This is a genomic window from Citrobacter sp. FP75, assembly GCF_018342065.1.
Taxonomy (GTDB): domain Bacteria; phylum Pseudomonadota; class Gammaproteobacteria; order Enterobacterales; family Enterobacteriaceae; genus Citrobacter.
In genome coordinates, this window is sequence record NZ_JAFDOE010000007.1 from 98,414 (window position 1) to 123,688 (window position 25,275).

The 25,275-nt window shown below is 52.0% G+C and carries 27 protein-coding genes; 10 read left to right on the forward strand and 17 right to left on the reverse strand.

Annotation, left to right across the window (positions count from 1 at the left end; genetic code table 11):
- Positions 1-116: 116 nt before the first annotated feature.
- On the forward strand, positions 117-224 hold the full coding sequence (yniD, locus tag JQ822_RS19875) for a small membrane protein YniD (RefSeq protein WP_003030590.1): 108 nt from the start codon (positions 117-119) through the stop codon (positions 222-224).
- A 166-nt stretch (positions 225-390) separates the two neighbouring features.
- Here yniD and JQ822_RS19880 read toward each other — a convergent pair whose 3' ends face one another.
- Entirely contained in the window at positions 391-1,149 is a 759-nt protein-coding gene (locus tag JQ822_RS19880; protein ID WP_213134915.1) for a DUF481 domain-containing protein, read from the reverse strand.
- A gap of 287 nt (positions 1,150-1,436) precedes the next feature.
- On the opposite strand from JQ822_RS19880, the gene pfkB reads away from it, so the two are divergent.
- Together pfkB and JQ822_RS19890 are read left to right on the forward strand one after the other, a co-directional pair.
- The gene (gene pfkB, locus JQ822_RS19885; protein WP_213134916.1) at positions 1,437-2,366 is read left to right on the forward strand and encodes a 6-phosphofructokinase II; all 930 of its coding nucleotides are present in this window, start codon (positions 1,437-1,439) and stop codon (positions 2,364-2,366) included.
- Positions 2,367-2,629: 263 nt separating this feature from the next.
- Positions 2,630-3,490: a fructosamine kinase family protein gene (locus tag JQ822_RS19890; protein WP_213134917.1), complete on the forward strand. Its 861-nt coding sequence runs from the start codon at positions 2,630-2,632 to the stop codon at positions 3,488-3,490.
- A gap of 68 nt (positions 3,491-3,558) precedes the next feature.
- Here JQ822_RS19890 and JQ822_RS19895 read toward each other — a convergent pair whose 3' ends face one another.
- On the reverse strand, positions 3,559-4,095 hold the full coding sequence (locus JQ822_RS19895) for a YniB family protein (protein ID WP_213134918.1): 537 nt from the start codon (positions 4,093-4,095) through the stop codon (positions 3,559-3,561).
- A gap of 170 nt (positions 4,096-4,265) precedes the next feature.
- Here JQ822_RS19895 and hxpB point away from each other — a divergent pair, with 170 nt between their 5' ends.
- The 3 genes from hxpB (at position 4,266) to tcyP (ending at position 7,144) form a co-directional block, all read left to right on the forward strand.
- A complete protein-coding gene (gene hxpB, locus JQ822_RS19900; RefSeq protein WP_213134919.1) occupies positions 4,266-4,934 on the forward strand; it encodes a hexitol phosphatase HxpB in 669 nt (222 codons plus the stop codon).
- An 83-nt stretch (positions 4,935-5,017) separates the two neighbouring features.
- Entirely contained in the window at positions 5,018-5,617 is a 600-nt protein-coding gene (locus tag JQ822_RS19905; protein WP_213134920.1) for a metal-dependent hydrolase, read from the forward strand.
- Between the two features lie 135 nt (positions 5,618-5,752).
- Entirely contained in the window at positions 5,753-7,144 is a 1,392-nt protein-coding gene (tcyP, locus tag JQ822_RS19910) for a cystine/sulfocysteine:cation symporter (protein ID WP_096757263.1), read from the forward strand.
- A gap of 63 nt (positions 7,145-7,207) precedes the next feature.
- Here tcyP and cedA read toward each other — a convergent pair whose 3' ends face one another.
- The 8 genes from cedA to osmE all read right to left on the reverse strand — a co-directional run bounded on the left by cedA (position 7,208) and on the right by osmE (position 13,549).
- On the reverse strand, positions 7,208-7,450 hold the full coding sequence (gene cedA, locus JQ822_RS19915; protein ID WP_213135009.1) for a cell division activator CedA: 243 nt from the start codon (positions 7,448-7,450) through the stop codon (positions 7,208-7,210).
- 189 nt (positions 7,451-7,639) lie between these two features.
- Positions 7,640-8,398 (reverse strand): chitin disaccharide deacetylase, encoded by a 759-nt coding sequence (gene chbG / locus JQ822_RS19920; RefSeq protein ID WP_213134921.1) that lies wholly within the window; start codon positions 8,396-8,398, stop codon positions 7,640-7,642.
- A 12-nt stretch (positions 8,399-8,410) separates the two neighbouring features.
- Positions 8,411-9,766 carry a 6-phospho-beta-glucosidase gene (locus JQ822_RS19925; RefSeq protein WP_213134922.1) on the reverse strand — a complete coding sequence of 452 codons (1,356 nt, stop codon included), beginning with the start codon at positions 9,764-9,766 and terminating at the stop codon, positions 8,411-8,413.
- Positions 9,767-9,889: 123 nt separating this feature from the next.
- Positions 9,890-10,732, reverse strand: a complete 843-nt coding sequence (chbR, locus tag JQ822_RS19930; protein WP_213134923.1) for a transcriptional regulator ChbR — start codon at positions 10,730-10,732, stop codon at positions 9,890-9,892.
- Between the two features lie 10 nt (positions 10,733-10,742).
- Entirely contained in the window at positions 10,743-11,090 is a 348-nt protein-coding gene (chbA, locus tag JQ822_RS19935; protein WP_213134924.1) for a PTS N,N'-diacetylchitobiose transporter subunit IIA, read from the reverse strand.
- A 54-nt stretch (positions 11,091-11,144) separates the two neighbouring features.
- Positions 11,145-12,503 carry a PTS N,N'-diacetylchitobiose transporter subunit IIC gene (chbC, locus tag JQ822_RS19940; RefSeq protein WP_135321590.1) on the reverse strand — a complete coding sequence of 453 codons (1,359 nt, stop codon included), beginning with the start codon at positions 12,501-12,503 and terminating at the stop codon, positions 11,145-11,147.
- 85 nt (positions 12,504-12,588) lie between these two features.
- Entirely contained in the window at positions 12,589-12,909 is a 321-nt protein-coding gene (gene chbB / locus JQ822_RS19945; RefSeq protein ID WP_003030620.1) for a PTS N,N'-diacetylchitobiose transporter subunit IIB, read from the reverse strand.
- Between the two features lie 298 nt (positions 12,910-13,207).
- Positions 13,208-13,549, reverse strand: coding sequence for an osmotically-inducible lipoprotein OsmE (osmE, locus tag JQ822_RS19950; protein ID WP_213134925.1), 342 nt, complete (start codon positions 13,547-13,549; stop codon positions 13,208-13,210).
- Between the two features lie 209 nt (positions 13,550-13,758).
- Here osmE and nadE point away from each other — a divergent pair, with 209 nt between their 5' ends.
- Positions 13,759-14,589 (forward strand): ammonia-dependent NAD(+) synthetase, encoded by an 831-nt coding sequence (gene nadE, locus JQ822_RS19955; RefSeq protein ID WP_213134926.1) that lies wholly within the window; start codon positions 13,759-13,761, stop codon positions 14,587-14,589.
- A gap of 57 nt (positions 14,590-14,646) precedes the next feature.
- On the opposite strand, the gene ves is transcribed toward nadE, so the two are convergent.
- The 7 genes from ves to astC all read right to left on the reverse strand — a co-directional run bounded on the left by ves (position 14,647) and on the right by astC (position 22,418).
- Positions 14,647-15,222, reverse strand: a complete 576-nt coding sequence (gene ves / locus JQ822_RS19960; protein ID WP_213134927.1) for an environmental stress-induced protein Ves — start codon at positions 15,220-15,222, stop codon at positions 14,647-14,649.
- 339 nt (positions 15,223-15,561) lie between these two features.
- On the reverse strand, positions 15,562-16,047 hold the full coding sequence (spy, locus tag JQ822_RS19965; RefSeq protein WP_213134928.1) for an ATP-independent periplasmic protein-refolding chaperone Spy: 486 nt from the start codon (positions 16,045-16,047) through the stop codon (positions 15,562-15,564).
- Between the two features lie 346 nt (positions 16,048-16,393).
- Positions 16,394-17,359 (reverse strand): succinylglutamate desuccinylase, encoded by a 966-nt coding sequence (gene astE, locus JQ822_RS19970; protein WP_213134929.1) that lies wholly within the window; start codon positions 17,357-17,359, stop codon positions 16,394-16,396.
- Positions 17,352-18,695, reverse strand: a complete 1,344-nt coding sequence (gene astB / locus JQ822_RS19975; protein WP_213134930.1) for an N-succinylarginine dihydrolase — start codon at positions 18,693-18,695, stop codon at positions 17,352-17,354. Before astB ends, astE begins: the two co-directional genes overlap by 8 nt.
- A complete protein-coding gene (astD, locus tag JQ822_RS19980; protein WP_213134931.1) occupies positions 18,692-20,170 on the reverse strand; it encodes a succinylglutamate-semialdehyde dehydrogenase in 1,479 nt (492 codons plus the stop codon). Before astD ends, astB begins: the two co-directional genes overlap by 4 nt.
- Complete coding sequence (gene astA, locus JQ822_RS19985) at positions 20,167-21,201, reverse strand: arginine N-succinyltransferase (protein WP_213134932.1); 1,035 nt, start codon at positions 21,199-21,201, stop codon at positions 20,167-20,169. Before astA ends, astD begins: the two co-directional genes overlap by 4 nt.
- Complete coding sequence (gene astC, locus JQ822_RS19990) at positions 21,198-22,418, reverse strand: succinylornithine/acetylornithine transaminase (protein WP_213134933.1); 1,221 nt, start codon at positions 22,416-22,418, stop codon at positions 21,198-21,200. The genes astA and astC overlap by 4 nt, the downstream gene beginning before the upstream one ends.
- A 444-nt stretch (positions 22,419-22,862) precedes the next feature.
- Here astC and xthA point away from each other — a divergent pair, with 444 nt between their 5' ends.
- From xthA to JQ822_RS20005, 3 genes are all read left to right on the forward strand, one after another.
- The gene (gene xthA, locus JQ822_RS19995) at positions 22,863-23,669 is read left to right on the forward strand and encodes an exodeoxyribonuclease III (protein WP_213134934.1); all 807 of its coding nucleotides are present in this window, start codon (positions 22,863-22,865) and stop codon (positions 23,667-23,669) included.
- Between the two features lie 317 nt (positions 23,670-23,986).
- Positions 23,987-24,550 (forward strand): TVP38/TMEM64 family protein, encoded by a 564-nt coding sequence (locus JQ822_RS20000; protein WP_446715021.1) that lies wholly within the window; start codon positions 23,987-23,989, stop codon positions 24,548-24,550.
- Positions 24,547-25,254, forward strand: a complete 708-nt coding sequence (locus tag JQ822_RS20005; protein WP_213134935.1) for a TVP38/TMEM64 family protein — start codon at positions 24,547-24,549, stop codon at positions 25,252-25,254. The genes JQ822_RS20000 and JQ822_RS20005 overlap by 4 nt, the downstream gene beginning before the upstream one ends.
- Positions 25,255-25,275 lie beyond the last annotated feature (21 nt).

The window sequence follows — 25,275 nt, forward strand, 5'->3', positions numbered from 1 at the left end:
AGGATCCGATCAAAGCGACAATCAACGCGGTATCTATGATGTAAATCAATTCACTGCCACCCTGACGAATTTGTTACACTTGCATAAAGTCATCTACACTCAGCAGGAAAAGAACAATGCCAACAAACCGTTTTGCGAAGAAACACTGGAAGATGGTGGTGATCCTGCTGGTTATTTGTGCGGCAATGCTGATGCTACGTTGGGCAGCGATGATCTGGGGTTAAAATACTGGCCCTCTGTTCTGGTTCCATTGTATTTATCAATTAAATCGAATTCGTCTGAAAAATAGCGTGTTATTGATAAGTATTAAAAATAAAACACAGATTAAATATTAAAAAACCTTAACGTTAATAGATAAAAGCCGGGCCAATTATTTGACCCGGTTTGTCATTACATCCGATAGCCGAGTGAAACTGTTGTGCGACGATCGGTATGTTCCGGCGCAGTTGCCGGTGGTTCTGAGTTCCAGGTGACGTTGTAAGCCACCTTCAACCCAAAGTGTTCGTTGATGGCAACGTTTAAGGCCGTTTCAGAGTTAAGCGTTGTATCGTCAGCACCGAACACCGACACACCCTGTGTGAATTTGGTGGTGTCCGTCATCTGCCACGCATAAGCACCAGAAGCATAGCCCAGCGGCTGCGTTTCGGTTGTGCCATCGGTGTGTTCATCATAGCGTACACCCGGACCGAATTCGAAACGGAAGCTGTGCACCGGCCCGTTGAGGAACTGACGACCATAACCTGCGGTCAGCACGTCGCGCTCGCGATAGCCGTTGTAACGATCGGTTAACCAACTGGCCTGCCCGAAGAGGTAATCATAATCGGTCATGTTGAAACGACTACGGCCACCTACGGCGTATTTCTCCGAAGATCGTTCATCGTTCGAGGAGGTATTGCTGGCATTGCCCCACAGAGACCACGCAGTGGTTTCACCGTACCAGGTCATAGTGGTATCTGCGGTTAAAGAAGAACTTTTTGTGTTGCCTGACTGGGCGAGGTATCCCGCGTTCAGGTTACCTTCAAAGGGTTTTTTCGCGCTGGAGGGGTCATCCATGACAGTAAAAACGGAATCATCGGCGGCGGCATGCATTGACGCAAACACGCCCCCCATCAGCACGAATGCTGCGGGTACTGTCTTCAAAAGCTTCATTTATAAAGAGTCCGTACAACAAAAAAAGAGACCATTACGGTCTCGGAAACTTTCATATGGATCAATGACAAAAGACCCCTGAAAGGTAACAAATTATAAAAAGACTCGAATAACATAGCAATGAATTCTTATTTCATTTTTTGAATAAGAGCGCTCTTAAATCGTAATTTTATTTATATATCTTTCCCGGAATAATTTTAAATAAAGATGCGAGAAATCATGTTGTTAATTACTTCACTTTCGCCACGTTCAGTGCCAGACTGGAGACAGCCTAACAGGAGATAAAGATGGTACGTATCTATACGTTAACACTTGCGCCCTCTCTCGATAGCGCAACAATCACCCCACAAATCTACCCCGAAGGTAAACTTCGCTGCACCGCGCCAATTTTTGAACCTGGCGGTGGTGGTATCAACGTGGCGCGCGCCATTGCCCATCTTGGCGGTAACGCAACGGCTATTTTCCCGGCAGGCGGCGCCACCGGGGAACATCTGGTGTCATTACTCGCCGATGAAAATGTCCCGGTTGCAACCATAGAAGCCAAAGACTGGACCCGGCAAAATCTTCATGTTCACGTTGAGTCCAGCGGCGAGCAGTATCGATTCGTCATGCCAGGGGCTGCACTCACAGATGACGAGTTCCACCAACTACAGGATCAGGTGCTGGAAATTGAATCAGGCGCACTGCTGGTGATCAGTGGCAGTCTGCCGCCTGGCGTGAAGCTTGAAAAACTCACCCAGCTCATTACGACGGCACAAAAGCAGGGCATCCGCTGCATTGTGGATAGCTCGGGTGACGCGTTAGCTGCTGCATTAGCCCTCGGCAATATCGAATTGGTTAAACCCAACCTCAAAGAACTCAGTGCGCTGGTTAACCGCGAACTCACGCAGCCTGATGACGTCCGTAAAGCCGCTGAGGAAATTGTGCACAGTGGTAAAGCGCAGCGTGTTGTCGTCTCGCTGGGGCCGCAAGGCGCATTGGGCGTTGACAGTGAATCCTGCGTCCAGGTCGTGCCACCGCCGGTAAAAAGCCAAAGTACCGTCGGCGCGGGTGACAGTATGGTCGGCGCGATGACGCTGAAACTGGCACAGAATGCGCCGTTTGAAGATATTGTTCGTTTCGGCGTAGCGGCAGGCAGCGCGGCGACCCTCAACCAGGGTACACGTTTGTGCTCGCAGGACGATACGCAAAAAATATACGCATATCTTTCGCGGTAATGCCCTCTCCCCCTTACGTCAGGGGGATTTACCATCAAAACTATCGACATATGTATTATGCGTCTATGCTGAAAAATCACGTGATAACAAAGAAGTGGATCATGTGAGCCCAACATTGCTGTACCCAGGCGGGGTGTGGAATAGCAACAAACATTATGTGCCTTTCCGGCGATGACGCGTCTACGGTGTGCGTCAGTTCGTGTTTTTTTACCGCATTCTTGCGCTAACCTTATGATCTGGCAGATAACATGGGGAGAGACATCATGTGGCAGGCTATCAGTCGTCTTTTAAGCGAGCAACTCGGTGAAAGCGAAATCGAACTGCGTAATGAACTGCCCGGCGGTGAGATCCACGCCGCATGGCATTTACGCTATGCGGGGCGTGATTTTTTCGTCAAATGTGATGAAAGGGAACTGTTAACCGGCTTTACGGCAGAAGCCGACCAGCTGGAATTGCTTTCCCGGAGCAATACCGTTTCAGTCCCCAAAGTCTGGGCGGTCGGTGCAGACAGAGACTACAGTTTTCTGGTGATGGATTTCCTCCCTCCTCGTCCCCTTGATGCCCACAACGCCTTTATTCTCGGACAACAGCTCGCACACCTTCACGAATGGAGCGATCAACCGCAGTTCGGTCTCGACTTCGATAATGCGCTCTCCACCACGCCGCAACCCAATACCTGGCAGCGTCGGTGGTCAACCTTTTTTGCGGAACAGCGCATTGGCTGGCAGCTGGAACTCGCCGCCGAAAAAGGGATCGCGTTTGGCAATATTGACGCCATAGTCGAGCATGTTCAGCAGCGTCTTTCTTCACACCAGCCACAGCCCTCTCTGCTGCATGGCGACCTGTGGTCGGGTAACTGCGCCCTCGGGCCGAACGGTCCCTACATCTTTGACCCCGCCTGTTATTGGGGCGACAGAGAGTGCGACCTGGCGATGCTGCCGTTACATACCGATCAACCACCGCAAATTTATGACGGCTATCAGTCGGTCTCACCACTCCCGTTGGATTTTCTCGACAGGCAGCCTGTCTATCAGCTTTACACGCTGCTTAATCGGGCGATTCTGTTCGGGGGACAACATCTGGTGGTGGCGCAGAAAGCAATGGACAGGATACTGGCGGCTTAACGTATCGATATCGAATGTGTTTTGCTTAGCAGGCCCGCCGCTTCTGCGCGGGCCTGCTAATGCAGCACTTACAAAAAGCCCAGCAGCGAAAAGAAGAAATAGCCGATCGCGATGACAATCACCGGCAAAATATAGAGCGGAAATATTTGCAAGAAGATCGTATGGTGCGGCACGACAATACGCGACTCAATTTGCTCGCGCGACAGCCCGTCGCTGCCCTTCGCCTGCTCCAGAATCAGCTGATCTTCAACACCTTCGCGTAAAAAACGAGCCTGGCGGCTCATGCGAGCGCCAGAATCCTGTAGCGCCAGACCGATAAAAATAAGAATAAAAATCAGCCAAAAGACTAAATTTAGTCCACTTTGAAAATCTGGCGTCGGTGAGTTGTACCAAAACAGGTTAAGAAATGGCGTGTTCACCCGCATCATGTCAATCATCACGTGGGCAAAATCGAGCATGACCGCGTTAATCCCCTCCTGCTTTTCACTGTGCGCATACATAAACTTCAGTACTGAAACCAGCGTTGAAACCAGCGCCGGGATGAAAATCACCCATCCCACCAGCCTTTTCAAGACAGCAATGCGTCCAGCTTGTTGATACGTCATGAGTTCCCCTTGATAAAGACGCGTCATTTTGGCCTAAGTTTACCCGTTGATAACCATTTTCGCCTGATCTTTAAAGGCGGTATAATCAAGGATTAACCATAATGAACGCTGAGAGCCGGTTCAGGCTGGTTCTTAAACCCTGCTATTTCATGTTCAAAGGAGAGGTTGTGATGTCAACCCCGCGTCAAATTCTTGCTGCAATTTTCGATATGGATGGATTACTGGTCGATTCTGAACCGCTCTGGGATCGGGCTGAACTGGACGTGATCGCAAGTTTAGGCGTAGATATCACCCGCCGCCATGAACTACCGGATACGCTGGGGCTGCGTATCGATATGGTTGTTGATCTGTGGTTCGCCCACCAACCGTGGAGCGGCCCTTCTCGCCAGGAAGTTATCGATCTCATTATCGCCCGCGCTATCGCCCTGGTTGAAGAAACGAAACCGCTGTTACCCGGCGTTCGTGAAGCCGTAGCACTGTGCAAATCACAGGGCATGCTGGTAGGTCTGGCATCGGCCTCACCGCTGCACATGCTGGAAAAAGTGCTGACGATGTTTGATCTCCGTGACAGCTTCGACGCGCTGGCCTCTGCGGAAAAATTGCCCTTCAGCAAACCCCACCCTCAGGTCTACCTCGACTGTGCGGCAAAACTGGGCGTGGATCCGTTATCCTGCGTGGCGCTGGAGGACTCTGTTAACGGTATGATTGCCTCTAAAGCGGCTCGCATGCGCTCTATCGTTGTGCCTGCACATGAGAATCAGGACGATCCTCGCTTTGTTCTCGCCGACATTAAACTGACCTCGCTGACCGAACTCACCGTCGCGCATCTGCGCGGATAATCGCGTATTTGTGACAAAGGGTTACAACGTCACCTCTTCCGCCTACTGTATAAAACCCCTATACTGTATGAATTGACAGTTTATTGGGTTTTATCATGACGGCGGAAGGCCACCTTCTTTTTTCTATTGCCTGTGCGGTATTTGCCAAAAATGCCGAGCTGACGCCCGTTCTTGCGCAGGGTGACTGGTGGCATATTGTTCCTTCAGCCATTTTAACGTGTCTGCTGCCCGATATTGATCACCCTAAATCTTTGCTTGGGCAGCGTCTGAAGTGGATATCAAAACCCATTGCCCGGGCATTTGGTCATCGCGGGTTTACCCATAGCCTGTTGGCGGTCTTTGCCCTGCTGGCCACGTTTTACCTGAAAGTCCCGGATACCTGGATAATTCCGGCTGATGCCTTACAAGGTATGGTACTTGGTTATCTCAGCCACATTCTGGCCGACATGCTCACACCCGCAGGCGTTCCCCTGCTTTGGCCCTGTCGCTGGCGTTTTCGTCTACCAATTCTCGTACCGCAAAAAGGCAACCAGTTGGAGAGATTCCTGTGCATGGCGCTGTTCGCGTGGGCTATCTGGATGCCGCAGACCGTACAAGAGAACAGCGCAGTGCGCTGGTCATCACAAATGATCAATACGCTGCAAATGCAGTTTAATCGTTTCATAACGCACCAGGCTGATTAAGAAATCAGCCAAAATGTCATTTTTGGTATAAACAATTCCATTTGAATATAAGAGGCACGTCACAGTTCTGCTAATCTTGCGCCAACAGAATCACTGTAGTTCGGTGATACATAAAAAAAGATCAGGAGAACGGGGATGAACTTTCCATTAATCGCGAACATTATCGTGTTCGTTGTACTGCTATTCGTGCTGGCGCAAGCCCGTCACAAACAGTGGAGTCTGGCAAAAAAAGTACTGGTCGGTCTGGTCATGGGTGTGGTGTTTGGTCTTGCCCTGCACACCATTTATGGCTCCGACAGCCAGGTTCTTAAAGATTCAGTACAGTGGTTCAACATCGTCGGCAACGGCTATGTGCAACTGCTGCAAATGATCGTCATGCCGCTGGTCTTTGCCTCTATCCTTAGCGCCGTGGCGCGTCTGCACAACGCCTCTCAGTTGGGGAAAATTAGTTTTCTGACCATCGGGACGTTGCTGTTTACTACGCTTATTGCCGCACTGGTCGGGGTGCTGGTCACTAACCTGTTCGGCCTGACGGCGGATGGGCTGGTACAGGGTGGCGCTGAAACAGCGCGTCTGAACGCCATTGAAACCAATTACGTTGGCAAAGTTGCCGATCTTAGCGTTCCGCAGCTGGTGCTGTCGTTTATCCCGAAAAACCCGTTTGCCGATCTGACCGGTGCTAACCCGACCTCAATTATCAGCGTCGTTATCTTCGCCGCCTTCCTCGGCGTCGCAGCACTGAAACTGCTGAAAGATGATGCACCGAAAGGCGAGCGCGTATTAACCGCTATCGATACCCTGCAAAGCTGGGTAATGAAGCTGGTTCGCCTGGTAATGCAGCTGACGCCGTACGGTGTTCTGGCACTGATGACCAAAGTCGTTGCCGGCTCCAACCTGCAGGACATCATTAAGCTGGGCAGCTTTGTCGTGGCCTCGTATCTCGGTCTGGGCATTATGTTCGTGGTGCACGGTATTCTGCTGGGTATTAACGGCGTTAGCCCGCTGAAGTACTTCCGTAAAGTCTGGCCGGTGCTGACGTTTGCCTTCACCAGCCGCTCCAGCGCTGCGTCTATTCCGCTAAACGTGGAAGCGCAAACCCGTCGTCTGGGTGTACCGGAGTCCATTGCCAGCTTTGCCGCCTCTTTTGGCGCCACGATTGGTCAAAACGGTTGTGCGGGTCTGTACCCGGCAATGCTGGCAGTGATGGTCGCGCCGACCGTGGGTATTAACCCACTCGACCCGATGTGGATTGCGACGCTGGTCGGTATTGTTACCGTCAGCTCCGCTGGTGTAGCTGGCGTGGGCGGTGGTGCGACGTTTGCCGCGCTGATCGTACTGCCTGCGATGGGTCTGCCGGTAACACTGGTTGCCCTGTTGATCTCCGTGGAACCGTTGATCGATATGGGTCGTACCGCGTTGAACGTTAGCGGCTCCATGACCGCCGGTACGCTGACCAGCCAGTGGCTGAAGCAAACCGACAAAACGATTCTGGACAGTGACGATAATGCCGAACTGGCGCATCGCTAAACTCGTTTCCTGAAACGTAAAAAACCGCCGGTGCGTCATGCCCGGCGGTTTTTTTATATCCTGCTAATCGCCCAGTTCATTTTCCTGACGGACCTGGTTGGCCCAGCGCTGCGCCGCCTCCGGAACCGTAAACACAGGCGAACGTTGAAATGCCTCACCCAGCAGAACAAAAGCGACATATTTTCCGCGCAGTATCCATACATCACGAAACGCATCCATTTTTATCGCATGCTCTGGCGGCGCGGGCTCCACACGCGGGACGTAGCTGATAACCTTGCGATTTTGTTGGCGAAGAGGTTTCATAATCAGTTATTTCACTAAAGACAAATTCTAAAAAACAGAAAAACGCTATCTTAGCTGATTTTACCCATGGACGGTGCAAAAACAGTGTATTCGTGAAGTGAATAACTATAACGGAGATCGCTGGCAGGTTGCAGAACAGTCCATAATATGGACAAAAAAATGCGGCGCATTTACGCGCCGCAAACTCAGGAATTACACGTTCAGAAAACTGCCGAGACGATAACCGCGCTCCGCGATGGCATATTTCAATGCCGGAGACGTCAGAACATCAAGTTCAGTTAAGCGGGGGTAACAATAGGCGCTTTGTCGAATAATGTTATCGATAAAGGCCGGGTGACACATCACTTCCAGCGATGACTCGCCCCTGTCCGCAGAGGCGTCGAGTACCTGCAAAAACAGTTCTTCCGAAATCGCTTCACCGTAAAACTCGCTGCTAAAACCCTGAGAAGTACGCAACGAAACCGGCAAGTCAGAGGCCTCGAATACCGTCTGGCGATCGATACGTAACGCAATACCGCGCTGCGCGGCAAAATCAGCCACTACAGGGAAAATCTGCGGGAACATATGCACATGGTGATGGCTATCCAGATGCGTCGGCTCCCGGCCAAACAGGTCAATGAAACGCTGATACTGCGCGGCCAGCTCATGTGAAATTTCATCCAGCGGCAAGGTGTTTTCCTCAGCCATCTGCCAGATCCATTTCCCCAGAAGTCCGTCGCGAGTCAGACCCGGCATCGCCGTCAACGGTCTCCCTAGCGTCAGGACGAAGTGCATGCCAACGGCAAGGTCAGGAATTTCGCGACTCAACTGCACCGCATGGTCAATGGCCTCACCGTTGACCAGCGCCGTGGTCGACGTGACAACACCGTTGCGGCAAGCTTCAACAATGCCGTAGTTTTGCCCTTTGCTCAGGCCAAAATCATCCGCATTCACAATCAGTACGCGTTCCATAGCCGACCTCAATTAGTGTTGTTCGCTTTTGAGCTTCTCAATGCACCCGGCAAAGTTTGGCAGCCATTTCTCATGCGCAAGGATCAGCTCGCGCGCCAGGATTTCGGCATCAGTGTCAGAATGCACCAGCGGGCTCAGGTTTAATGCCAGCAGTACGTCATTCAACTCGCCGCTCAGCGCCGCATTGCTCGCAGCCACTTCAAAGCCTTTAATGGTATAGATAAGACCAAGCACTTTCTCGTCAAAATGCGTGATGCGTGGATGCGGGGTTGCGCCGTTGCGTCCCAGCGTGCAGGTCATCTCAACCGCCCAGTCCGCAGGGATGTTATTAACATGACCATGGTGAGGAACGTTGACATAATGCTCGGTCTGCTTATCGTTGTAGATGGCGTTGATCACTTCACAGGCTGCATCGGAGTAGTACGCCCCGCCGCGCTGCTCAAGCTCCTTCGGCTTCACATTCAGCTCAGGATTTTTGTAGAGATCAAAAAGTTGTTTCTCAACTTTCTGCACGACCTGAGCGCGCGCGCCGCCCTTATAGTATTCGCCCATTTCAATCGCCAGCATCTCTTTTGGCTTGAAGTAGTAAAGTAAATACGAGCACGGCAGCAGTTTCAACGAACGGATCAGCCCTTCACTAAACGGCAGGTCAAAAATATTCTTCACCGTGGATGCTTTTAACTGACCCGACGCGACGCCGTCCAGCAGTTCGTCAAAGCGCGATTCGCCGTTCACCAGCACATCTTTAATAAACACCATGTGGTTCAGGCCAAACAGATCGATAGATAAATCATCGCTCTCTTTTAACGCCAACACATCGCTAATAAACATTTTCATGCCAATCGGAATATTGCACACTCCGATGAATTTCTTGAAATTCGTATGGCGATAGACGGCCTCAGTCACCATCCCGGCTGGGTTAGTAAAGTTAATCACCCACGCATTCGGACACAGTTCTTCAACATCTTTCACAATGTCAAAAATAACCGGAATAGTACGCAAGCCTTTAAACAGACCGCCCGCGCCGTTTGTCTCCTGGCCCAGATATCCGTGACTCAACGGGATACGTTCATCCTGCTCACGGGCTTTCAACTGCCCGACGCGCAGCTGCGTGGTCACAAAGTCAGCCTCTTTCAGCGCTTCACGCCGATCCAGCGTTTTAAACAACTTCATCGGCACGCCAGCTTTGTCGATCATGCGCTGGCACAGGTCGAAAATAATATCCAGCTTCTCTTTCCCGCCGTCGACATCAACCAGCCACAATTCAGAAACCGGTAATTCATGATAGCGCTTAATAAAGCCTTCAAGTAACTCAGGGGTGTAGCTGCTCCCGCCACCAATAGTGACGACTTTTAATTTCTGGCTCATACTTTCTCCCTTCAGTGTAAAAACACTGACGTGTATTACGCTCTGCCCGAACGTCAGGAATAACGTGGCAGTCCCGGCGTTATTCAGGGCAAGCGAATAAAATGAATAATCGATGAATATTATTTACTGATTAAATTCAGTTAACTTCTTCCGGTAGCTATTAGGCGTAAACGACGTCAGCTTTTTAAACGTTTTAATAAACAAGCTTGGACTGCTGTAACCCGCCTCATACGCAATATCCGTGACCGAGTAGTTGGTCATTTCCAGCTGTTTTTTAGCAAAATTGATGCGGATTTCATTAATAATCTGCATCGGTGTTTTACTGTAATAACGCTGGGTGGCGCGCGTCAGATACTCCTGAGACTTTGCCGATAGCTGTACCATATTTTCCAGCGCATTCTCGCTAAACTGGCGTTTGTCGTGCATCGTTTCCACGGTGGTTTTCAGCCATTGTGGCGTGTCATCCAACACCTGTTCTTCACGATGATGTCGGAGCCGGTTAATAATGTAGAAGGTGACCACTTCTACAAATTCATCCAGTCCGCTCTCGCGAAAATTCAGTGATGCAATGACCGTTTCGATATAGGTGAGAAAGGAGTTATTAGCCCGATACACCTGCGATGCAACAAAACAAAACGGCAATAAAGGGTGATAGTGCTGTTCAAAAAAACGTTTACTGATACCGACGTTAAGGATCCGCGTCGCGCCGAAATCGTAGAAACTTTGATGGTGCGATCCCAGTGGGATAAAAACAAAGTCACCACGCTCCAGCAGCACACGCTTACCGTTGATTTCCTGATAATAGCGACCGGTTAATACCAGGGTAAATTCATAGTAGTCGTGCTGATGCAGTCCACTGATACTCTCAGTTTTGTTATAGATAAACACATGGAAGTTTTTGCCATTAAACAGCTGCTGCTCGTAAACGGTTTTGATTTCCGGTGCGTTAATCTGTAGCTGCATCATGCACTCCTCGCTATTTCAGCTTCTCGTGAAGCTCAATCAGTTCAGTTACCAGCTCACGTGCCAGCATTGAAGTCATCAGATGATCCTGTGCGTGAACCAGAACCAGGCTCACTTTCATTTTACCTTCACCCTGATCGCCTTCAATCAGTTTCGTTTGAACGAGGTGCGCTTCGTTCAGCGCCATGCGAGACTGTTCCATCATTGCCTTCGCTGCCTCAAAATCGCCCTGCTTGGCCATCTTGAGTGCACCATAGGCCAGGCTACGGGCCTGCCCTGAATTGATGATAAGCCCCATCACCACTTCTTCAAGTTCTTCAGCTTCTGACGATGAATCAACAATGTTTTCGATATCTAACATACTCTTTTCCTCTGGTTCAGTCCGGCATGACCGGGTAGCCATGCCGGATTAAATTTAGAATTTCAATGCGTTAGCGATATCTTCTTCGCTTTCTTCTTTATCAATTACGTTCTGCGCTTTGTTAGCGACAACAACGAATGGCAGATACACCAGCGTTGCAACCCCAAGGTTGAACAGGGCCACCAGCAGTGCAGCGACGCTGCCGTTGGTGTTAAAGAACGCCCCCAACCCGGTTGGCATCGTCCACGGCGCAATGTTGGTAATCGGTGGAATAATGCCAGTGTAGTAGGCTGCCAGCATAATCGCGGCCAGAATCGGCTGAACCAGAATGAACGGGATGAACATTACCGGGTTCATGATAATCGGCAGACCGAACAGAATCGGTTCGTTAATCTGGAAGATACCTGACGGCAGTGCCAGTTTCGCCACCTGACGATAGTCCGGACGACGGGATGCCAGGAAGATAGCAATAATCAGACCCAGAGTTGCACCGCTACCGCCGAGGAAGATATAGGAATCCAGCATCGGTTTTGCCCAGACGTGGAACGTCTTACCGGCTTCCAGCGCAGCATCTACAGAGCCAAACTGTTGGTAAATAGAGATGTTTTCCAGCGCCCATGGCGTCATGATACCGCTGTCCAGCGCGGTCAGCGCCAGTGAACCGTGAATACCGAAGAACCACAGCAGCGGAACAAAAATCACGTAGGCCCAGCCCACCACACTGCCCAGTGAGGCCAGCGGAGTCGAGATAGAGTCCATGATGATCTGGTGGAAGTTTGTGCCCCAGATTGCCAGTGCCCAGCCAATGATCCCCATAATGGAGAGAATGATAAAGCCAGGAATCAACGCTGAGAACGAACGCGAGACCGATGCCGGGACGCTATCGGGTAATTTAATAACCCAATTACGGCGCACAACAAAGGTGAACATTTCCGCGACCGCAAGACCGATAATAATACCGGAAATAATATTCGCCCCACCCAACCAGTTAGCGCCAACGGCATAGGCTTCGCCTACGCTGTAAGGCGTCACGGTCATAAATGCCGCCACGGATAACAAACCAGCGGCCAGGGAGTCAACCTTGCGTTCGTCCGCCATCGCCATCCCAATAAAGAATGGCGCCATCAGTGACATAATACCCAGCGTACCGTTATATACGTTCCCACCGATGCCTTTTAAGCTATTGAGATTTTCAATAGTAGAAGCATCAAGTCGGACGCCCATGGAATAAAAAAATGACCCCTCCCCAAAGCTCAGGAAAACGTTATTGATTAATACAAACATGGCCCCTGCGAGGGTTAACGGCATTAAACGAATAAAACCGTTTTTGATTGCATTAACGTGTGGCTGCTTTCCAATTTTTACAGCAAAAGGAAGGAGTACCTTTTCAAGTGAAGCAATAGCGTTACTCATAGAAAAATACCCTTAAATACCGCAATATAATATTGCGGTGAATGTTAATGAAATAACTCTTTGACGGGAAATTTAAAAAATATAATTAATTTGCTGCGGCTTTTTTAATTGCTGCAACTGCAGCCTTAAGCACGCCTAAACCATCGACTTTGCCATACAACAGCGAGTCAATCACTTCTACAGGCTTGTTAGGTAACAAACGCTGAATTTCGGGCAACATATAAGCAATTTGTGGGCCTAATAAAACGACGTCAGCAGCGGGACCTTTTTCTCCCGCCAACGTTTCAGGGAATGCTTCAATAATAACCGGCACTTCGTATTTCTCAGCCTGCGCACGCATCTTTGAAACTAACAAGGAAGTCGACATGCCCGCAGAACAAAACAGATAAATGTGTTTCTTTTCCATAAAAACGATCCTCATATGCGATTATCTGTCAACCAGACACTCCGCAAGCCATCACCTGCATCCATGCTCTGGGTAACTTGCGTTAGCTAAATTACTTTTTTAAGTGGCTGAAATGAGTATACGGGATTGCACAGGAGGATGGTATTTCCTTGACCAACTAAATTGTCTCTCATTGACCTGGTGTTATGACCCCCCTCACATTTTGTGTAAATAATTCGCGGCAATAAATAAGATCGTATGGCGCAAAAAAACCGGCGCAATGGCCGGTCCTGTTGGGTGCTCAGGCAATAAGCAGTAGTTACTGCTTCGCCCCCTGCGGGTCTGTGTCGTACTCGGCACAGGTCTGATAACCAGAATTAATCACGTGTCCAGTATCATCCAATGCAACAAAATAGGTCTCAGCTTTACCATCTCGTTGACCCAGGATGTAAGTCTGACACGTCCCGCGAGCATGAACCATTGTCACTTCAGAAGACGGCTTGCCGGCAATCTGCGCAACCTGCGCCCGGCTCATCCCTTTCTTCACATCTTTCACCACGGGCTGAACAAATTGGTCTTTGGTACGATCGTAGGCCGTACACCCTGCCAGCATAGTTAATACCGCCGCTGCACCCAGAATTCCTGTTAGATTCTTGTTCATTTTTTCGTCCTCTTGTTTTTCAGCGTGTTATATAAGCCTGGAGCACAACAACTCATTTTTCAAGCAAACTGTCGATACTCAGGCCATTTCGGAAAAATCTATTAAAACAAAATGCTGTGATATCAGGCTGCATCCCTTGTCGTTTGGGCGTCAACGCGTTAGCTTTAACAGATCACAATTTTTATCATTTTATTTTTCGGAGGGGTTAGATGACTCTGCAGCAAGAGATAATCCAGGCACTTGGCGCGCAGCCGCGTATTAATGCAGAAGAGGAAATTCGCCGTAGCGTGGATTTTCTGAAATCGTATCTGAAAACCTACCCTTTTCTGAAATCACTGGTATTAGGGATTAGCGGCGGTCAGGACTCAACGCTCGCCGGAAAATTATGTCAAATGGCCATTTCCGAGCTGCGTGAAGAAACCGGGAACGACGCGCTGCAATTTATTGCTGTGCGCCTGCCTTACGGTGTTCAGGCCGATGAGCAGGACTGCCAGGACGCCATCGCCTTCATTCAACCGGATCGCGTGTTAACCGTCAATATCAAGGCGGCGGTACTGGCCAGCGAGCAGGCGTTACGTGAAGCCGGTATTGAGCTAAGCGATTTTGTGCGCGGCAATGAAAAAGCCCGAGAACGCATGAAGGCACAGTACAGTATCGCCGGAATGACCAGCGGCGTGGTAGTGGGTACCGATCACGCTGCAGAAGCGATTACCGGCTTTTTCACCAAATATGGCGATGGCGGAACCGATATTAACCCGTTATTCCGCCTCAACAAACGTCAGGGAAAACAACTGCTGGCCGCGCTGGGCTGTCCGGAGCATTTATATAAGAAAGCGCCTACCGCCGATCTCGAAGACGATCGCCCTTCTCTACCCGACGAAGCCGCTTTAGGCGTAACGTACGACAACATTGATGATTATCTGGAAGGTAAAACTCTGGATGATGCTATCGCGAAGAAAATTGAAAGCTGGTATGTGAAGACAGAACACAAACGTCGCACACCCATTACGGTGTTTGACGATTTCTGGAAAAAAGCGTAATCAGCGTCCGGGCCGGGAGTTACCGCGCATAGCGTCTCTTCCGGCCCCAGGCTCGTGTTATTGCACCGAGTCTGGCGAATAGCCAGGCTTCCAGTTAATTTCACTAAACAGCAGTTTCCCCTCCGCTTTTAACAATCTCAGCGTGTGCTTTCCGTCGTGCCAGCATGCACCTTGATCCGCCGTGAGCAACTTATCACCAAGCTGCCAGGCGCCACTTAACACAAACACCACGCCACCGCGTGAGCCAAAGGTGGTAAAGGTTCGATCGGCCACCCTGACTTTGGCCTGGCAAACATCACGACGGGTCATAATATTGAAGTCCATCGACATCTGCCCTTCCGTTAGCTTTGCTTTGACCACCCGGTCACCCGCAAAGGTAAACGGTTGATGCTGTTTCAGGGTATGGCTGAGAGGATTGGCACCTTCCAGAGTCACTTCCCCCCCTTCCAGCAAGGTAATAACACGCTCGACGCCAGGGAAAAGAGAAAACTCACCGTTCGCCGCGATAGAAGCGATACTCGCCCGCCAGTGAAAATCACGGGTTGCTGGCGGAAAACAACAAATTTCTCGCGTTTCGCCCGCACCATTGCGCCAAAGATTGACCGGCATTTTGCGGATATCAAAGTATTCCATCATCCCTCCAGAAAGGCGCAGTACGTCTGCGTGACGCACCCAGGCAGCCAAAAATTCACTCTGCACATTATTGTTATCGGCAGCAGAGTTGATTTGCCTTAGCGAGGATCCCGGCGTTTTACAAAAAAATTAACACGCTGATCCAGGTAGAATTTTCGCGGGCTTCAGGAGAATAGCGTGTCGGTTGCAGGGCGCAATAGGCAGGAAAGAAAAAACCGCCGATCCTGTCCACCTCGTTAAACGTGTTGTGGACAAGACCGGCGGTCTTGAGTTTTTATTCGCGCCGTCCTGAGACTTACCCAGACACAGCGCGAATGATTTAGTGTAGACGCTTACCGGTTATTCAGCAGCTTCCGGCATTTTACCTTTCTGCGCTGCGCGTTCTGTCAGACGCTTCTCAAAATTGGCATTAAACTGTTTTTTCTGTTCCGGCGTCAGAATGTTGTAAATCTTGTTCTGGGTTTCCATATGCGCCAGCATATTGGCTTTGCGCTGTTCTTCCATTTTTGCAATCTGCGCTTCGGCTTTTGCTTTATCGAAGCTGTCGCTGGCGATGATATCGTGCATTGCACGGCGTTCTTCCAGCGGCGGACGTTTCATCTGATCGCGCTGGCCTTTCATGATGTCGCGGATCTGCTGTTTCTGCGCATCGGTCAGATTCAGGTCTTTAAACATCATATCGTGATGCGGGGCAAACTTAGCGTTGTGGTGCATCATCGGTTTGGCATCAGCGGGTGCTGCTGCGGTCGTGTCAGCGGCATGCGCCAGGTTTGCAGCGCCAAGCGCCAGAGTAGAGGCAACAAACAGAGCAGTCAGTTTACGCATAATTTCTATCCTTTCTTTCAGTTATTCTTACGACATTCATACGATGCTTATACCATCGGATGTCGTGTTGACGAGATTAACTTTACCGGTTGAAGCGTCAATTAATCAGAGCAACGGTAAAACAATGAAAGTGTAAAAAACAAACTTTCATCAATTATGAAGAAAAAAAGAATAAATTGTGCAGAGTTGAAATAAAAAATTACAACAGGATGATTTTGAAAGGATTATGGAGAACTATACCTGAAGCCTGATTATTAATAAAGCAGCTTACCAGGAATAATCCGTAATAAAGAATAAACGCACGCAAAAATAATCCCCCGGAGAAAACTCGCGGGGAATATATCGGTTATAGCCTTTCCAGCATCAGCCCCGCGCGCAAACCGCAGGCCACGTTCGGGTTTGGAAACAGCACGTATTCAACATCATGGGTGACGATAAAACGCTCATCGCCATCCTGCGCCAGCACGGTCCCTTCCCTGAAAGGGGTAAAGTTCAGCGTCTGATTGTCCATATAGAGAATGAAATCGTCGCTGCGCCGCGTAATTTGCGACACCACACGATAGCGTAGCGGGGAAGTTTGTGGCGAAGCTGCGCGCTCGCCCTGCAGCAACGCCGCCAACGCGTCTGCCGTTAGGGCGAACTGCGTCAGATCGTTTTGCCCAAACGCCAGGGCCTTACCCAGCTCCAGCGTACAGGCCAGCGCGCCGAAATGCTCACCGCTAAAGTGGGTAAACGTGCCGCCCGGTGTCTGATGAAAAACCAGCGCCTCCAGCCCCGCCGCCCCCAGCCACGACAGAAACTCTTCGTCCCAGGGCACGTTGCGCTGCGGCAGCACGCCAAAGCGCAGGTGATGTGAACCTCGAATAGCGGTATGCATGTCCAGATGCCAGCGCACAGGCTCCCTGGCGCGTGAATAAAATTCTTCCAGGCACTGCTCAAGTTGACGGGCACGCCGCGTTTCAGCGCTCTCGGCAAATATCTGCCAGCGCCCGCCAAACATGCGGTTCATGTCGCTGTGGCAATAGCGTTTCTCCTCCGCCAGCGCCTGCGGATTGCCCAGAATCACCAGCAACCGCCATGTCAGCGTCAGTTCGCCGCGAAACAGCCGGGACAGCAGCGCATCCAGCATTTCAACCGGTGCGGTTTCGTTGCCATGAATACCCGCAGAAATCACCAGCGAACGATCAACTGCGGCTGTCGGCGTCAACTCCAGCATCCCATGCCCTGTCCAGCGCCAGCTAAAACCATGAACCTCGCCGTGGGTGATATCCGGCAAGGTCCCCGCGAGGGTCCGGGCCAGAAAATTATCCATGGCTTGCACGCTCCTGCTGGAAAGGATAAACCGAGCCGAGATTGAGCAGTTGCGTCAATGAATCCAGCGCTTCACGCCCTTCTCGTAGCAGTTGCGGATCGGCGAGGTCAGCCGCGGTAAGCCGGTCCCGATAGTAACGATCGACCCAATTATTGAGCGTATTGAACAGCGTATCGTTCATGATAACCGCCGGATTCAGCGCCCGTTGCTCCTGCGGGGTTAACACCACCCGAAGGCGCAGGCACGCCGGGCCACCGCCGTTGGACATACTTTCGCGCAGATCGAATACCCGCAGGTCATCGACCGGATTATCTTCTTCCAGCAGGTGGTTCAGATAACGCCACACGCCCGCGTGCTCCCGGCACTCCTGCGGTAAAATCAGCATCATTGAGCCATCATCACGGCTCAACAACTGACTGTTAAACAGATATGTTGCCACCGCATCCGACACCGAAACCTCCGCGGCGGGGACTTCCAGCGCAGTAAAACCGTCCACCTGGGTGCGTAACTGGCTCAGCAACGCTTGCTGTCGGGCAAACGCCTGTTGATGGCAAAACAGCACCTGACGATTCGACACCGCAATCACGTCGTTATGGAATACACCACTATCGATAACGTCCGGATTTTGCTGGGCAAAAATGAGCTGATGCGGGTTAACCTGGTTCAGTCGTGCCACCGCTTCGCTGGCCTCACGGGATTGCCTGGCCGGGTAGCGCGTCGGCTGCGAAGCACTCCCCTCCTCACGACCGTAAACAAACAACTGCATACCAGGCTCACCGTAATCCCCGCCGAGACGGTTGTGGTTAGCCGCGCCTTCATCTCCCAGCAGCGCTACCTGCGGCAGCGCGCTGTGAACCGCAAAAGTATTCTCATCACGGAATATCGCGCGTAATAATGCTTCGGTGGTCGGCGCTTCCAGTGAACGGTGGAATTTGTTGTTCAGGTTCGCCACCGTCAGATGCACTTTCCCATCCAGTGAATCGGCAGAAGGACAGACCGTTGCCGCATTCGCCACCCACATAGGCGAGGCGGAGCTGGCGCTGGAGAGCCAGTGTGGCGCCTGACGCGCCACCTTTTCCAGGATCTGCTCGTCGCGACCGCTGAACCCAAGCTGGCGTAACACCGGAATATACGGACGCTCGTGCGGCGGGATCACCGCCTGAGGAAATCCCGCATCCGCCAGCGCTTTCATCTTCAATAAGCCCTGCTTCGCCGCCAGACGGGGATTCGACACCTGAAAACGGTGTTTGGTTGAGGCTTCATTACCAAATGACAGCCCCGCATAGTGGTGTGTCAGCCCCACCAGACCATCAAAATTTACCTCACGGGCTTTCATGGCTTGTCCTCGCGAGAAAAATCCAGACCCGGGCTCAGCGTCGCCGGCAACGTTAAGGCCGGAGACTCCAGGCTCGCCATCGGCCAGGCGCAGTAATCTGCGGCATACCACGCGCTGGCGCGATGGTTCCCGGAAGCACCAACCCCGCCAAACGGTGCTGTGCTCGCCGCCCCGGTCAAGGGTTTGTTCCAGTTAACGATGCCTGCACGCGCTTCCAGCAGTAACTGGTCAAACTGATTGCGGTCCGGTGAGACCAGCCCGCACGACAGACCAAACCGGGTATTGTTCGCCAGGCGAATCGCGTCATCAAAGCTGTCATAGCGCCACACGCCGAGCAGAGGTCCAAAAACTTCTTCATCAGGTACGTTCGCCGCCCCGGTCAATTCGATGATGCCGGGGGCCAGCAGTGACGTTCCGGCCTTCACCAGACGTGGCGCTAACAGCGTACGGCCACCCAACGACTCCAGACGCTGCCAGGCATCATATACGTGCTGCGCGGCCTGTTCGGAAATCAGCCCGCCGATAAACGGCTGCGGTTCGTCATCCCAGTTACCGGGGAGTAATCGCTGGCTGACATCAACCAGACGCGCCAGAAACGCATCGCCCTGCGCGCCTTTTTTAACCAACAGACGGCGAGCGCAGGTGCAGCGCTGTCCGGCGGTAACAAATGCTGACTGAATGGTCAGGTGTACCGCCGCATCAATATCTTCCGGGTTCTCAATAATCAGCGGGTTGTTGCCCCCCATCTCCAGCGCGAGAATTTTTTCCGGCTGACCGGAGAGTTGCCGATGCAGTTGATAACCCGTATTCGCACTACCGGTAAATAGCAGACCATCGAGGTCTTCCAGCGCGCTCAGCGCCTGTCCGGTTTCGCGCCCGCCCTGTACCAGGTTTAACACGCCCGCGGGGAGCCCCGCCTGCTCCCACAGTTTGATGACCGCCTCGCCGGTCCACGGCGTCAGCTCGCTGGGTTTAAAGATCAGCGTATTACCCGCCAGCAGCGCCGGAACAATATGTCCATTCGGTAAATGCCCCGGGAAGTTATACGGGCCAAAAACGGCCAGCACGCCATGCGGACGATGGCGTAACGTCGCCGCGCCATCCGGTAGTTCGTTGTGTTGCTCCCCGGTGCGCGCGTGATAAGCCTTAACGGAAATGGCGATTTTATTGATCATCGCGGTCAGCTCGGTGGCGGCTTCCCAACGTGGTTTGCCGGTTTCCCGGGCAATAATCTGTGTTAGTTCGGCTTTGTTGCTCTCCAGCAACGCTGCGAATTTTTCCACCACCGCCTGACGCGCGGCAAAAGGCTGTTTTGCCCAGCCCGGAAATGCGGCGCGCGCGGCCCGGCACGCCTGCACTACCTGTGCGGCATCAGCATCATTACCCTGCCACAGCACATCGCCGCTTACCGGGTTGGTTTTTATCCGACGCTCGCCCAGACCCGTTACCCAGTCGCCGTTTATCCATAATGTCATGCTGTTTTCTCCTCTGCACAAAGACGAACGAAACGGACATGGTCACCCGCGTGGCACTTCAGGGCGTCCAGTTGCGCCGCCGTCAGCACCAGACGCTGGGTATGCGGATCGGCACGCACCAGCATGACGCGGAAGTTGTGGTAGTTTTCATTAGCTACCAGACACGCCGGATACTCGCCCGGCGCAGGCTGACCTTCAGCCACCTCCACCAGCCTGCTTTTACGAATCGCCCGCACCCGGTCAATATCGCACTCCAGCGTTGGCCCGCCGTCGAAAATGTCGACATAGTTGCGATAGCGAAAGCCTTCTTTCTCCAGCACCGCGCGGGCTGGTGCCGTTTGCGGATGCACTTCGCCAATAACGCTTTGCGCCTCATCCGACAGGAAATGGGTATAAATAGGATGCTTGGGCATCAGTTCAGCGATAAATGCTTTCTGCCCGGTACCGCAGAGAAAATCAGCCCGGCTGAACTCCATCGAAAAGAAGCGTTTACCGAGGCTTTGCCAGAACGGGGAGTAGCCGTGCTCATCAATTACGCCGCGCATCTCGGCCACGACTTTTTCATTAAAGCGATCGCGAAAAGCCGCCATAAACATAAAGCGCGATTTTGACAGCAAATAGCCATTGCCTTCTTTTCGCCACTGCGGATCGAGAAACAGGGTACACAGCTCGCTGCTGCCGGTGTGATCGTTACTGAGAAACAGCGTCGGCAGCGCGTTGTAAACGTTCAGCTCTTTCGAGGCATGAACCAGCGTCCCGACCCGATAGTTGTACCAGGGGTCGTTCAGCCCGACCGCCACTTCAATCGCACAGATCCCGGCTACGGTGCCGGTGACGCTGTCCTCGAGCACAAAAACGTAGCCCTGTTCACTTTTGGGCAGTTGACCCTGCCAGGTTTGCAGTGAACGCTCAATGCGCGCCATCAACGTGGCTTCATTGGCCGGAAGCGAGGTCAGCCCACCGCCGGTCTTACTGGCCAACTGCATCAACGCCGTGATATCGGCGCGTTCAATGGGACGGATCACCATCATGATGAACCTCCTGCTTTAATGCGTTCGCAGGCCAGCGCAAAGCGATCCAGTCCGGTGGCAACCTCTTCTTCGCTGACGTTGAGCGCAGGAGCAAAACGCACCACGTTGCCACCGGCAATCAGCACCATCACGCCAGCGCTGGCCGCCTCTTGCGAGATAAGCTTTGCTTTACCGGCAAACTCTGCGTTCAGCACACAGCCGATCAGCAGGCCGAGTCCGCGAATTTCACTAAACAACCCAAAACGTTCGTTAATGGCGTTAATACGCTCCACAAACCAGTCGTGACGCTGTTTTACACCATTGAGGATTTCCGGCGTGTTGACGATATCCAGCAGTTTTCCAGCCACCGCAGAAGCCAGCGGGTTACCGCCGTACGTGGTGCCGTGTGTACCGACCGTCATGACGCTTGCGCAGTGTTCGGTCGCCAGCAGCGCACCGATAGGGAACCCGCCGCCCAGCGCTTTGGCGGTGGTCAGCAGATCCGGGGTGACGCCGTAATGCATATAGGCATACAGTTCGCCGGTACGCCCCACGCCGGTCTGCACTTCATCAAAAATCAGCAGCGCATTGTGGCGATCGCATAATTCGCGCAGCCCCTGCAAAAAGGCATTTGTCGCCGGCACTACGCCGCCCTCGCCCTGAACAGGCTCAACAATCACCGCACAGGTGGTGTCATCAATCAGCTGGCTGGCAGAGTCGAGATCGTTATATACCGCATGGCGGATATCCGGCGGCAATGGCGCAAAATCCTGCGAATAAGCGGGCTGACCACCGGCGCTGACGGTAAAAAGCGTGCGGCCATGGAAGGCATTCTTAAACGCGACGATGCCGCTTTTCTGCGTACCAAAACGATCGTGGGCGTACTTACGCGCCAGTTTTAATGCCGCTTCATTGGCCTCTGCCCCGGAGTTACAGAAGAAGACGCGTTCAGCGAAGGTGGCATCTATCAGCTTTTTCGCCAGCCGCAGTACCGGCTCGTTGGTGTAGCCATTTCCTGTATGCCAAAATTTACCTGCCTGGTCGTTTAATGCTTCCCGCAAAGCCGGGTGTGCATGACCCAGCGCGTTAACCGCAATGCCTCCCGCGAAATCGATATACTCTTTACCCTGCTGATCCCACAAACGTGAACCTTCGCCGCGAACCGGAACAAAAGGAGCCGGAGCGTATACGGGCATCATCCATTCATCAAAATTTTCACGCGTAACTGACAGAGACATAGCGACCTCTACGGTAAATAAAAAGTTATTTATATGTTAATAAATATAGTGTTTGCGGTGTAAATGTAGAGTGCAGGGTTCGTGCCAGCCAGCAAAAAATATGCATAAACGTCCAGGGGTAACGGAATATCAAGGAGTTACAACCAAACGATATTCACTTCGTTTGCATATAAAGTGAATACGTTCGCCACCGGGGTGAATATTCAGAGGAAAAAACGCAATTTTATTCAGTCGCCAAATATAATTCTGGAATTGTGATCGTATACGAAATTTTTCGGAAATTATTGCCCCATTCTGACGCGTGCCGCGCCAAAACGGTGCAGTTTTTGCTCCATCGTTAACACCATTAGCAATCATTGTTGGAATCAGGTGACAAGAAGCAGTCAGCCCGCGGAAATTCTGCTACCATCCTTGCACTATTCATTTTGCAAAGTGGCAGCGACTATGAAATTTGTCTCTTTTAATATCAACGGCCTGCGTGCCCGTCCTCATCAACTGGCAGCCATTGTCGAAAAACATCAACCGGATGTGATTGGCTTACAGGAGACAAAAGTTCACGACGACATGTTCCCTCTCGAAGAGGTAGCAAAACTGGGTTACAACGTTTTCTATCACGGTCAGAAAGGCCATTACGGCGTCGCACTGCTGACGAAAGAAACGCCTGTCTCGGTGCGTCGTGGCTTCCCTGGTGATGGCGAAGAAGCGCAGCGTCGTATCATCATGGCGGAAGTTCCGTCCCCTATGGGCAACATTACCGTGATCAACGGCTATTTCCCGCAGGGCGAAAGTCGCGACCATGAAACCAAATTCCCCGCCAAAGCGGCGTTTTATCAGAACTTACAGAACTACCTCGAGACCGAGTTGAAGCGCGACAATCCGGTGCTCATCATGGGTGATATGAATATCAGCCCAACCGACCTCGATATCGGCATTGGTGAAGAGAACCGCAAACGCTGGCTACGTACCGGTAAATGTTCCTTCCTGCCGGAAGAACGTGAATGGATGGAACGCCTGCTGGGCTGGGGGCTGGTGGATACCTACCGTCACGCATATCCTGAAAAAAACGACCAGTTCTCGTGGTTTGATTACCGTTCTAAAGGCTTTGACGATAACCGTGGCCTGCGTATCGACCTGCTGCTGGCGAGCAATCCGCTGGCAGAGCGCTGCGAAGAAACCGGTATCGACTATGAAATCCGCAGCATGGAAAAACCGTCTGACCACGCGCCGGTCTGGGCTAAATTCCGCGTCTGATCTGCTGAACGTTATCACTCTCCGGGCCGCGCCTGGAGAGTCTGTTTATTCTGTGCAAAATCAATAAAGCGACGGTAATACATTGTTACGGCCGGGAATTTATTATATCTTCGCGCGCACTTTTCGCTGACGAAAACGCTTTATTCCCCCGGTTTTACAGGAGACCCCCATGAAAAAGAAGTTCGCATAAAGCAGAATACAGACTGCTGATCGTTGCGCTACTCCTCTGTGTCCTTGTAGGCGTTTTCCATTATTCCGGCCTGAGCGGCCTGATAACTCATTTTCAGCATTTACAAGACCTCATCCACCAGAGCGGCATGTTCGGTTACGCGCTGTATATCCTGCTGTTTATTATCGCGGCGCTGTGCCTGATCCCCGGCAGCATTCTGGTGATCGTCGGCGGGGTGCTGTTTGGCCCGGTGATGGGAACCCTTGTGTCCCTGTTTGCCGCAACCCTTGCCTCGGCGCTGTCATTTCTGCTGGCTCGCTGGCTGGGTCGCGATCTGCTGCTGAAATATGTCGGACATACGACAACCTTTCAGGCCATCGAAAAAGGCATTGCCCAAAGCGGGACCGATTTTCTGATCCTCACCCGACTGGTGCCGCTGTTCCCGTATAACATTCAAAACTATGCCTACGGGCTGACCGCCATCTCATTCTGGTCGTTTACCCTCATTTCTGCGCTCACGACCTTGCCCGGCCTGTTTATCTATACGCTGATGTCGCATGAACTCGCCAGCGAAGGCATTACCCTGGCATTTATGGTTAAACTCAGTATTGCTGGCTTCATTTTATTCGCCCTGGTACAGGCGGCAAAAGCCTGGGCTCGCGTGAAGCGCATCGCTCCCTCTGCCCACGGTGAGTTAGCGGATAAATCATGAAGCTGAATAAAACGCGCGTCGTACGATATTGCCGGGCCGGGCTGGTTATCCTACTACTGCTGGCGCTGATGGCCTGGGCATGGGTGCCTGGCATCAGTGATTTTGTCGCTCACAGCCTGACGGCATTCTCCACGGTTGACCCACACGCCATTGAAAATCTTATTCGATCATACGGTGCTCAGGCTGCGGTGGTGTCGTTTTGCTTGATGGTCTTACAGGCCATTATTGCCCCGCTCCCGGCGTTTGTGATCACCTTTGCCAATGCGTCATTGTTCGGCGCGTTTTGGGGGGGCGTACTCTCCTGGAGCAGCGCCATGGCAGGCGCGGCGCTGTGCTTTTTTATCGCCCGTGTTTTAGGCCGCAGCGCGGTGGAAAATCTGACCGGGAAAACGGTGCTGAACAACATGGACGCTTTTTTTGCGCGCTACGGCAAGCACACTATCCTGGTTTGCCGCCTGTTGCCTTTCGTTCCCTTTGACCCGGTAAGCTATGCCGCCGGTCTGACCTCAATCCGCTTTCGTCATTTTTTCCTCGCCACCGGCATCGGTCAGTTGCCTGCAACCATCGTTTATTCCTGGGCCGGAAGCCTGTTAACAGGAGGAACGTTCTGGTTCGTGACCGGGTTGTTTGTGCTGTTTGCCCTGACCGTGGTGATTTCTGTGGCGAGAAGTCTTTATCTTGAGCGGCACGGGAAACACCCCTGAAGCCACCATTAACGATTGGAG

Bases quoted from the DNA above. Each gene is read 5' to 3' on its own strand.
- yniD (WP_003030590.1), top strand. From the start codon at position 117: ATGCCAACAAACCGTTTTGCGAAGAAACACTGGAAGATGGTGGTGATC.
- JQ822_RS19880 (WP_213134915.1), bottom strand. From the start codon at position 1,149: ATGAAGCTTTTGAAGACAGTACCCGCAGCATTCGTGCTGATGGGGGGC.
- pfkB (WP_213134916.1), top strand. From the start codon at position 1,437: ATGGTACGTATCTATACGTTAACACTTGCGCCCTCTCTCGATAGCGCA.
- JQ822_RS19890 (WP_213134917.1), top strand. From the start codon at position 2,630: ATGTGGCAGGCTATCAGTCGTCTTTTAAGCGAGCAACTCGGTGAAAGC.
- JQ822_RS19895 (WP_213134918.1), bottom strand. From the start codon at position 4,095: ATGACGTATCAACAAGCTGGACGCATTGCTGTCTTGAAAAGGCTGGTG.
- hxpB (WP_213134919.1), top strand. From the start codon at position 4,266: ATGTCAACCCCGCGTCAAATTCTTGCTGCAATTTTCGATATGGATGGA.
- tcyP (WP_096757263.1), top strand. From the start codon at position 5,753: ATGAACTTTCCATTAATCGCGAACATTATCGTGTTCGTTGTACTGCTA.
- chbG (WP_213134921.1), bottom strand. From the start codon at position 8,398: ATGGAACGCGTACTGATTGTGAATGCGGATGATTTTGGCCTGAGCAAA.
- JQ822_RS19925 (WP_213134922.1), bottom strand. From the start codon at position 9,766: ATGAGCCAGAAATTAAAAGTCGTCACTATTGGTGGCGGGAGCAGCTAC.
- chbR (WP_213134923.1), bottom strand. From the start codon at position 10,732: ATGATGCAGCTACAGATTAACGCACCGGAAATCAAAACCGTTTACGAG.
- chbA (WP_213134924.1), bottom strand. From the start codon at position 11,090: ATGTTAGATATCGAAAACATTGTTGATTCATCGTCAGAAGCTGAAGAA.
- chbC (WP_135321590.1), bottom strand. From the start codon at position 12,503: ATGAGTAACGCTATTGCTTCACTTGAAAAGGTACTCCTTCCTTTTGCT.
- chbB (WP_003030620.1), bottom strand. From the start codon at position 12,909: ATGGAAAAGAAACACATTTATCTGTTTTGTTCTGCGGGCATGTCGACT.
- osmE (WP_213134925.1), bottom strand. From the start codon at position 13,549: ATGAACAAGAATCTAACAGGAATTCTGGGTGCAGCGGCGGTATTAACT.
- nadE (WP_213134926.1), top strand. From the start codon at position 13,759: ATGACTCTGCAGCAAGAGATAATCCAGGCACTTGGCGCGCAGCCGCGT.
- ves (WP_213134927.1), bottom strand. From the start codon at position 15,222: ATGGAATACTTTGATATCCGCAAAATGCCGGTCAATCTTTGGCGCAAT.
- spy (WP_213134928.1), bottom strand. From the start codon at position 16,047: ATGCGTAAACTGACTGCTCTGTTTGTTGCCTCTACTCTGGCGCTTGGC.
- astE (WP_213134929.1), bottom strand. From the start codon at position 17,359: ATGGATAATTTTCTGGCCCGGACCCTCGCGGGGACCTTGCCGGATATC.
- astB (WP_213134930.1), bottom strand. From the start codon at position 18,695: ATGAAAGCCCGTGAGGTAAATTTTGATGGTCTGGTGGGGCTGACACAC.
- astD (WP_213134931.1), bottom strand. From the start codon at position 20,170: ATGACATTATGGATAAACGGCGACTGGGTAACGGGTCTGGGCGAGCGT.
- astA (WP_213134932.1), bottom strand. From the start codon at position 21,201: ATGATGGTGATCCGTCCCATTGAACGCGCCGATATCACGGCGTTGATG.
- astC (WP_213134933.1), bottom strand. From the start codon at position 22,418: ATGTCTCTGTCAGTTACGCGTGAAAATTTTGATGAATGGATGATGCCC.
- xthA (WP_213134934.1), top strand. From the start codon at position 22,863: ATGAAATTTGTCTCTTTTAATATCAACGGCCTGCGTGCCCGTCCTCAT.
- JQ822_RS20000 (WP_446715021.1), top strand. From the start codon at position 23,987: ATGTTCGGTTACGCGCTGTATATCCTGCTGTTTATTATCGCGGCGCTG.
- JQ822_RS20005 (WP_213134935.1), top strand. From the start codon at position 24,547: ATGAAGCTGAATAAAACGCGCGTCGTACGATATTGCCGGGCCGGGCTG.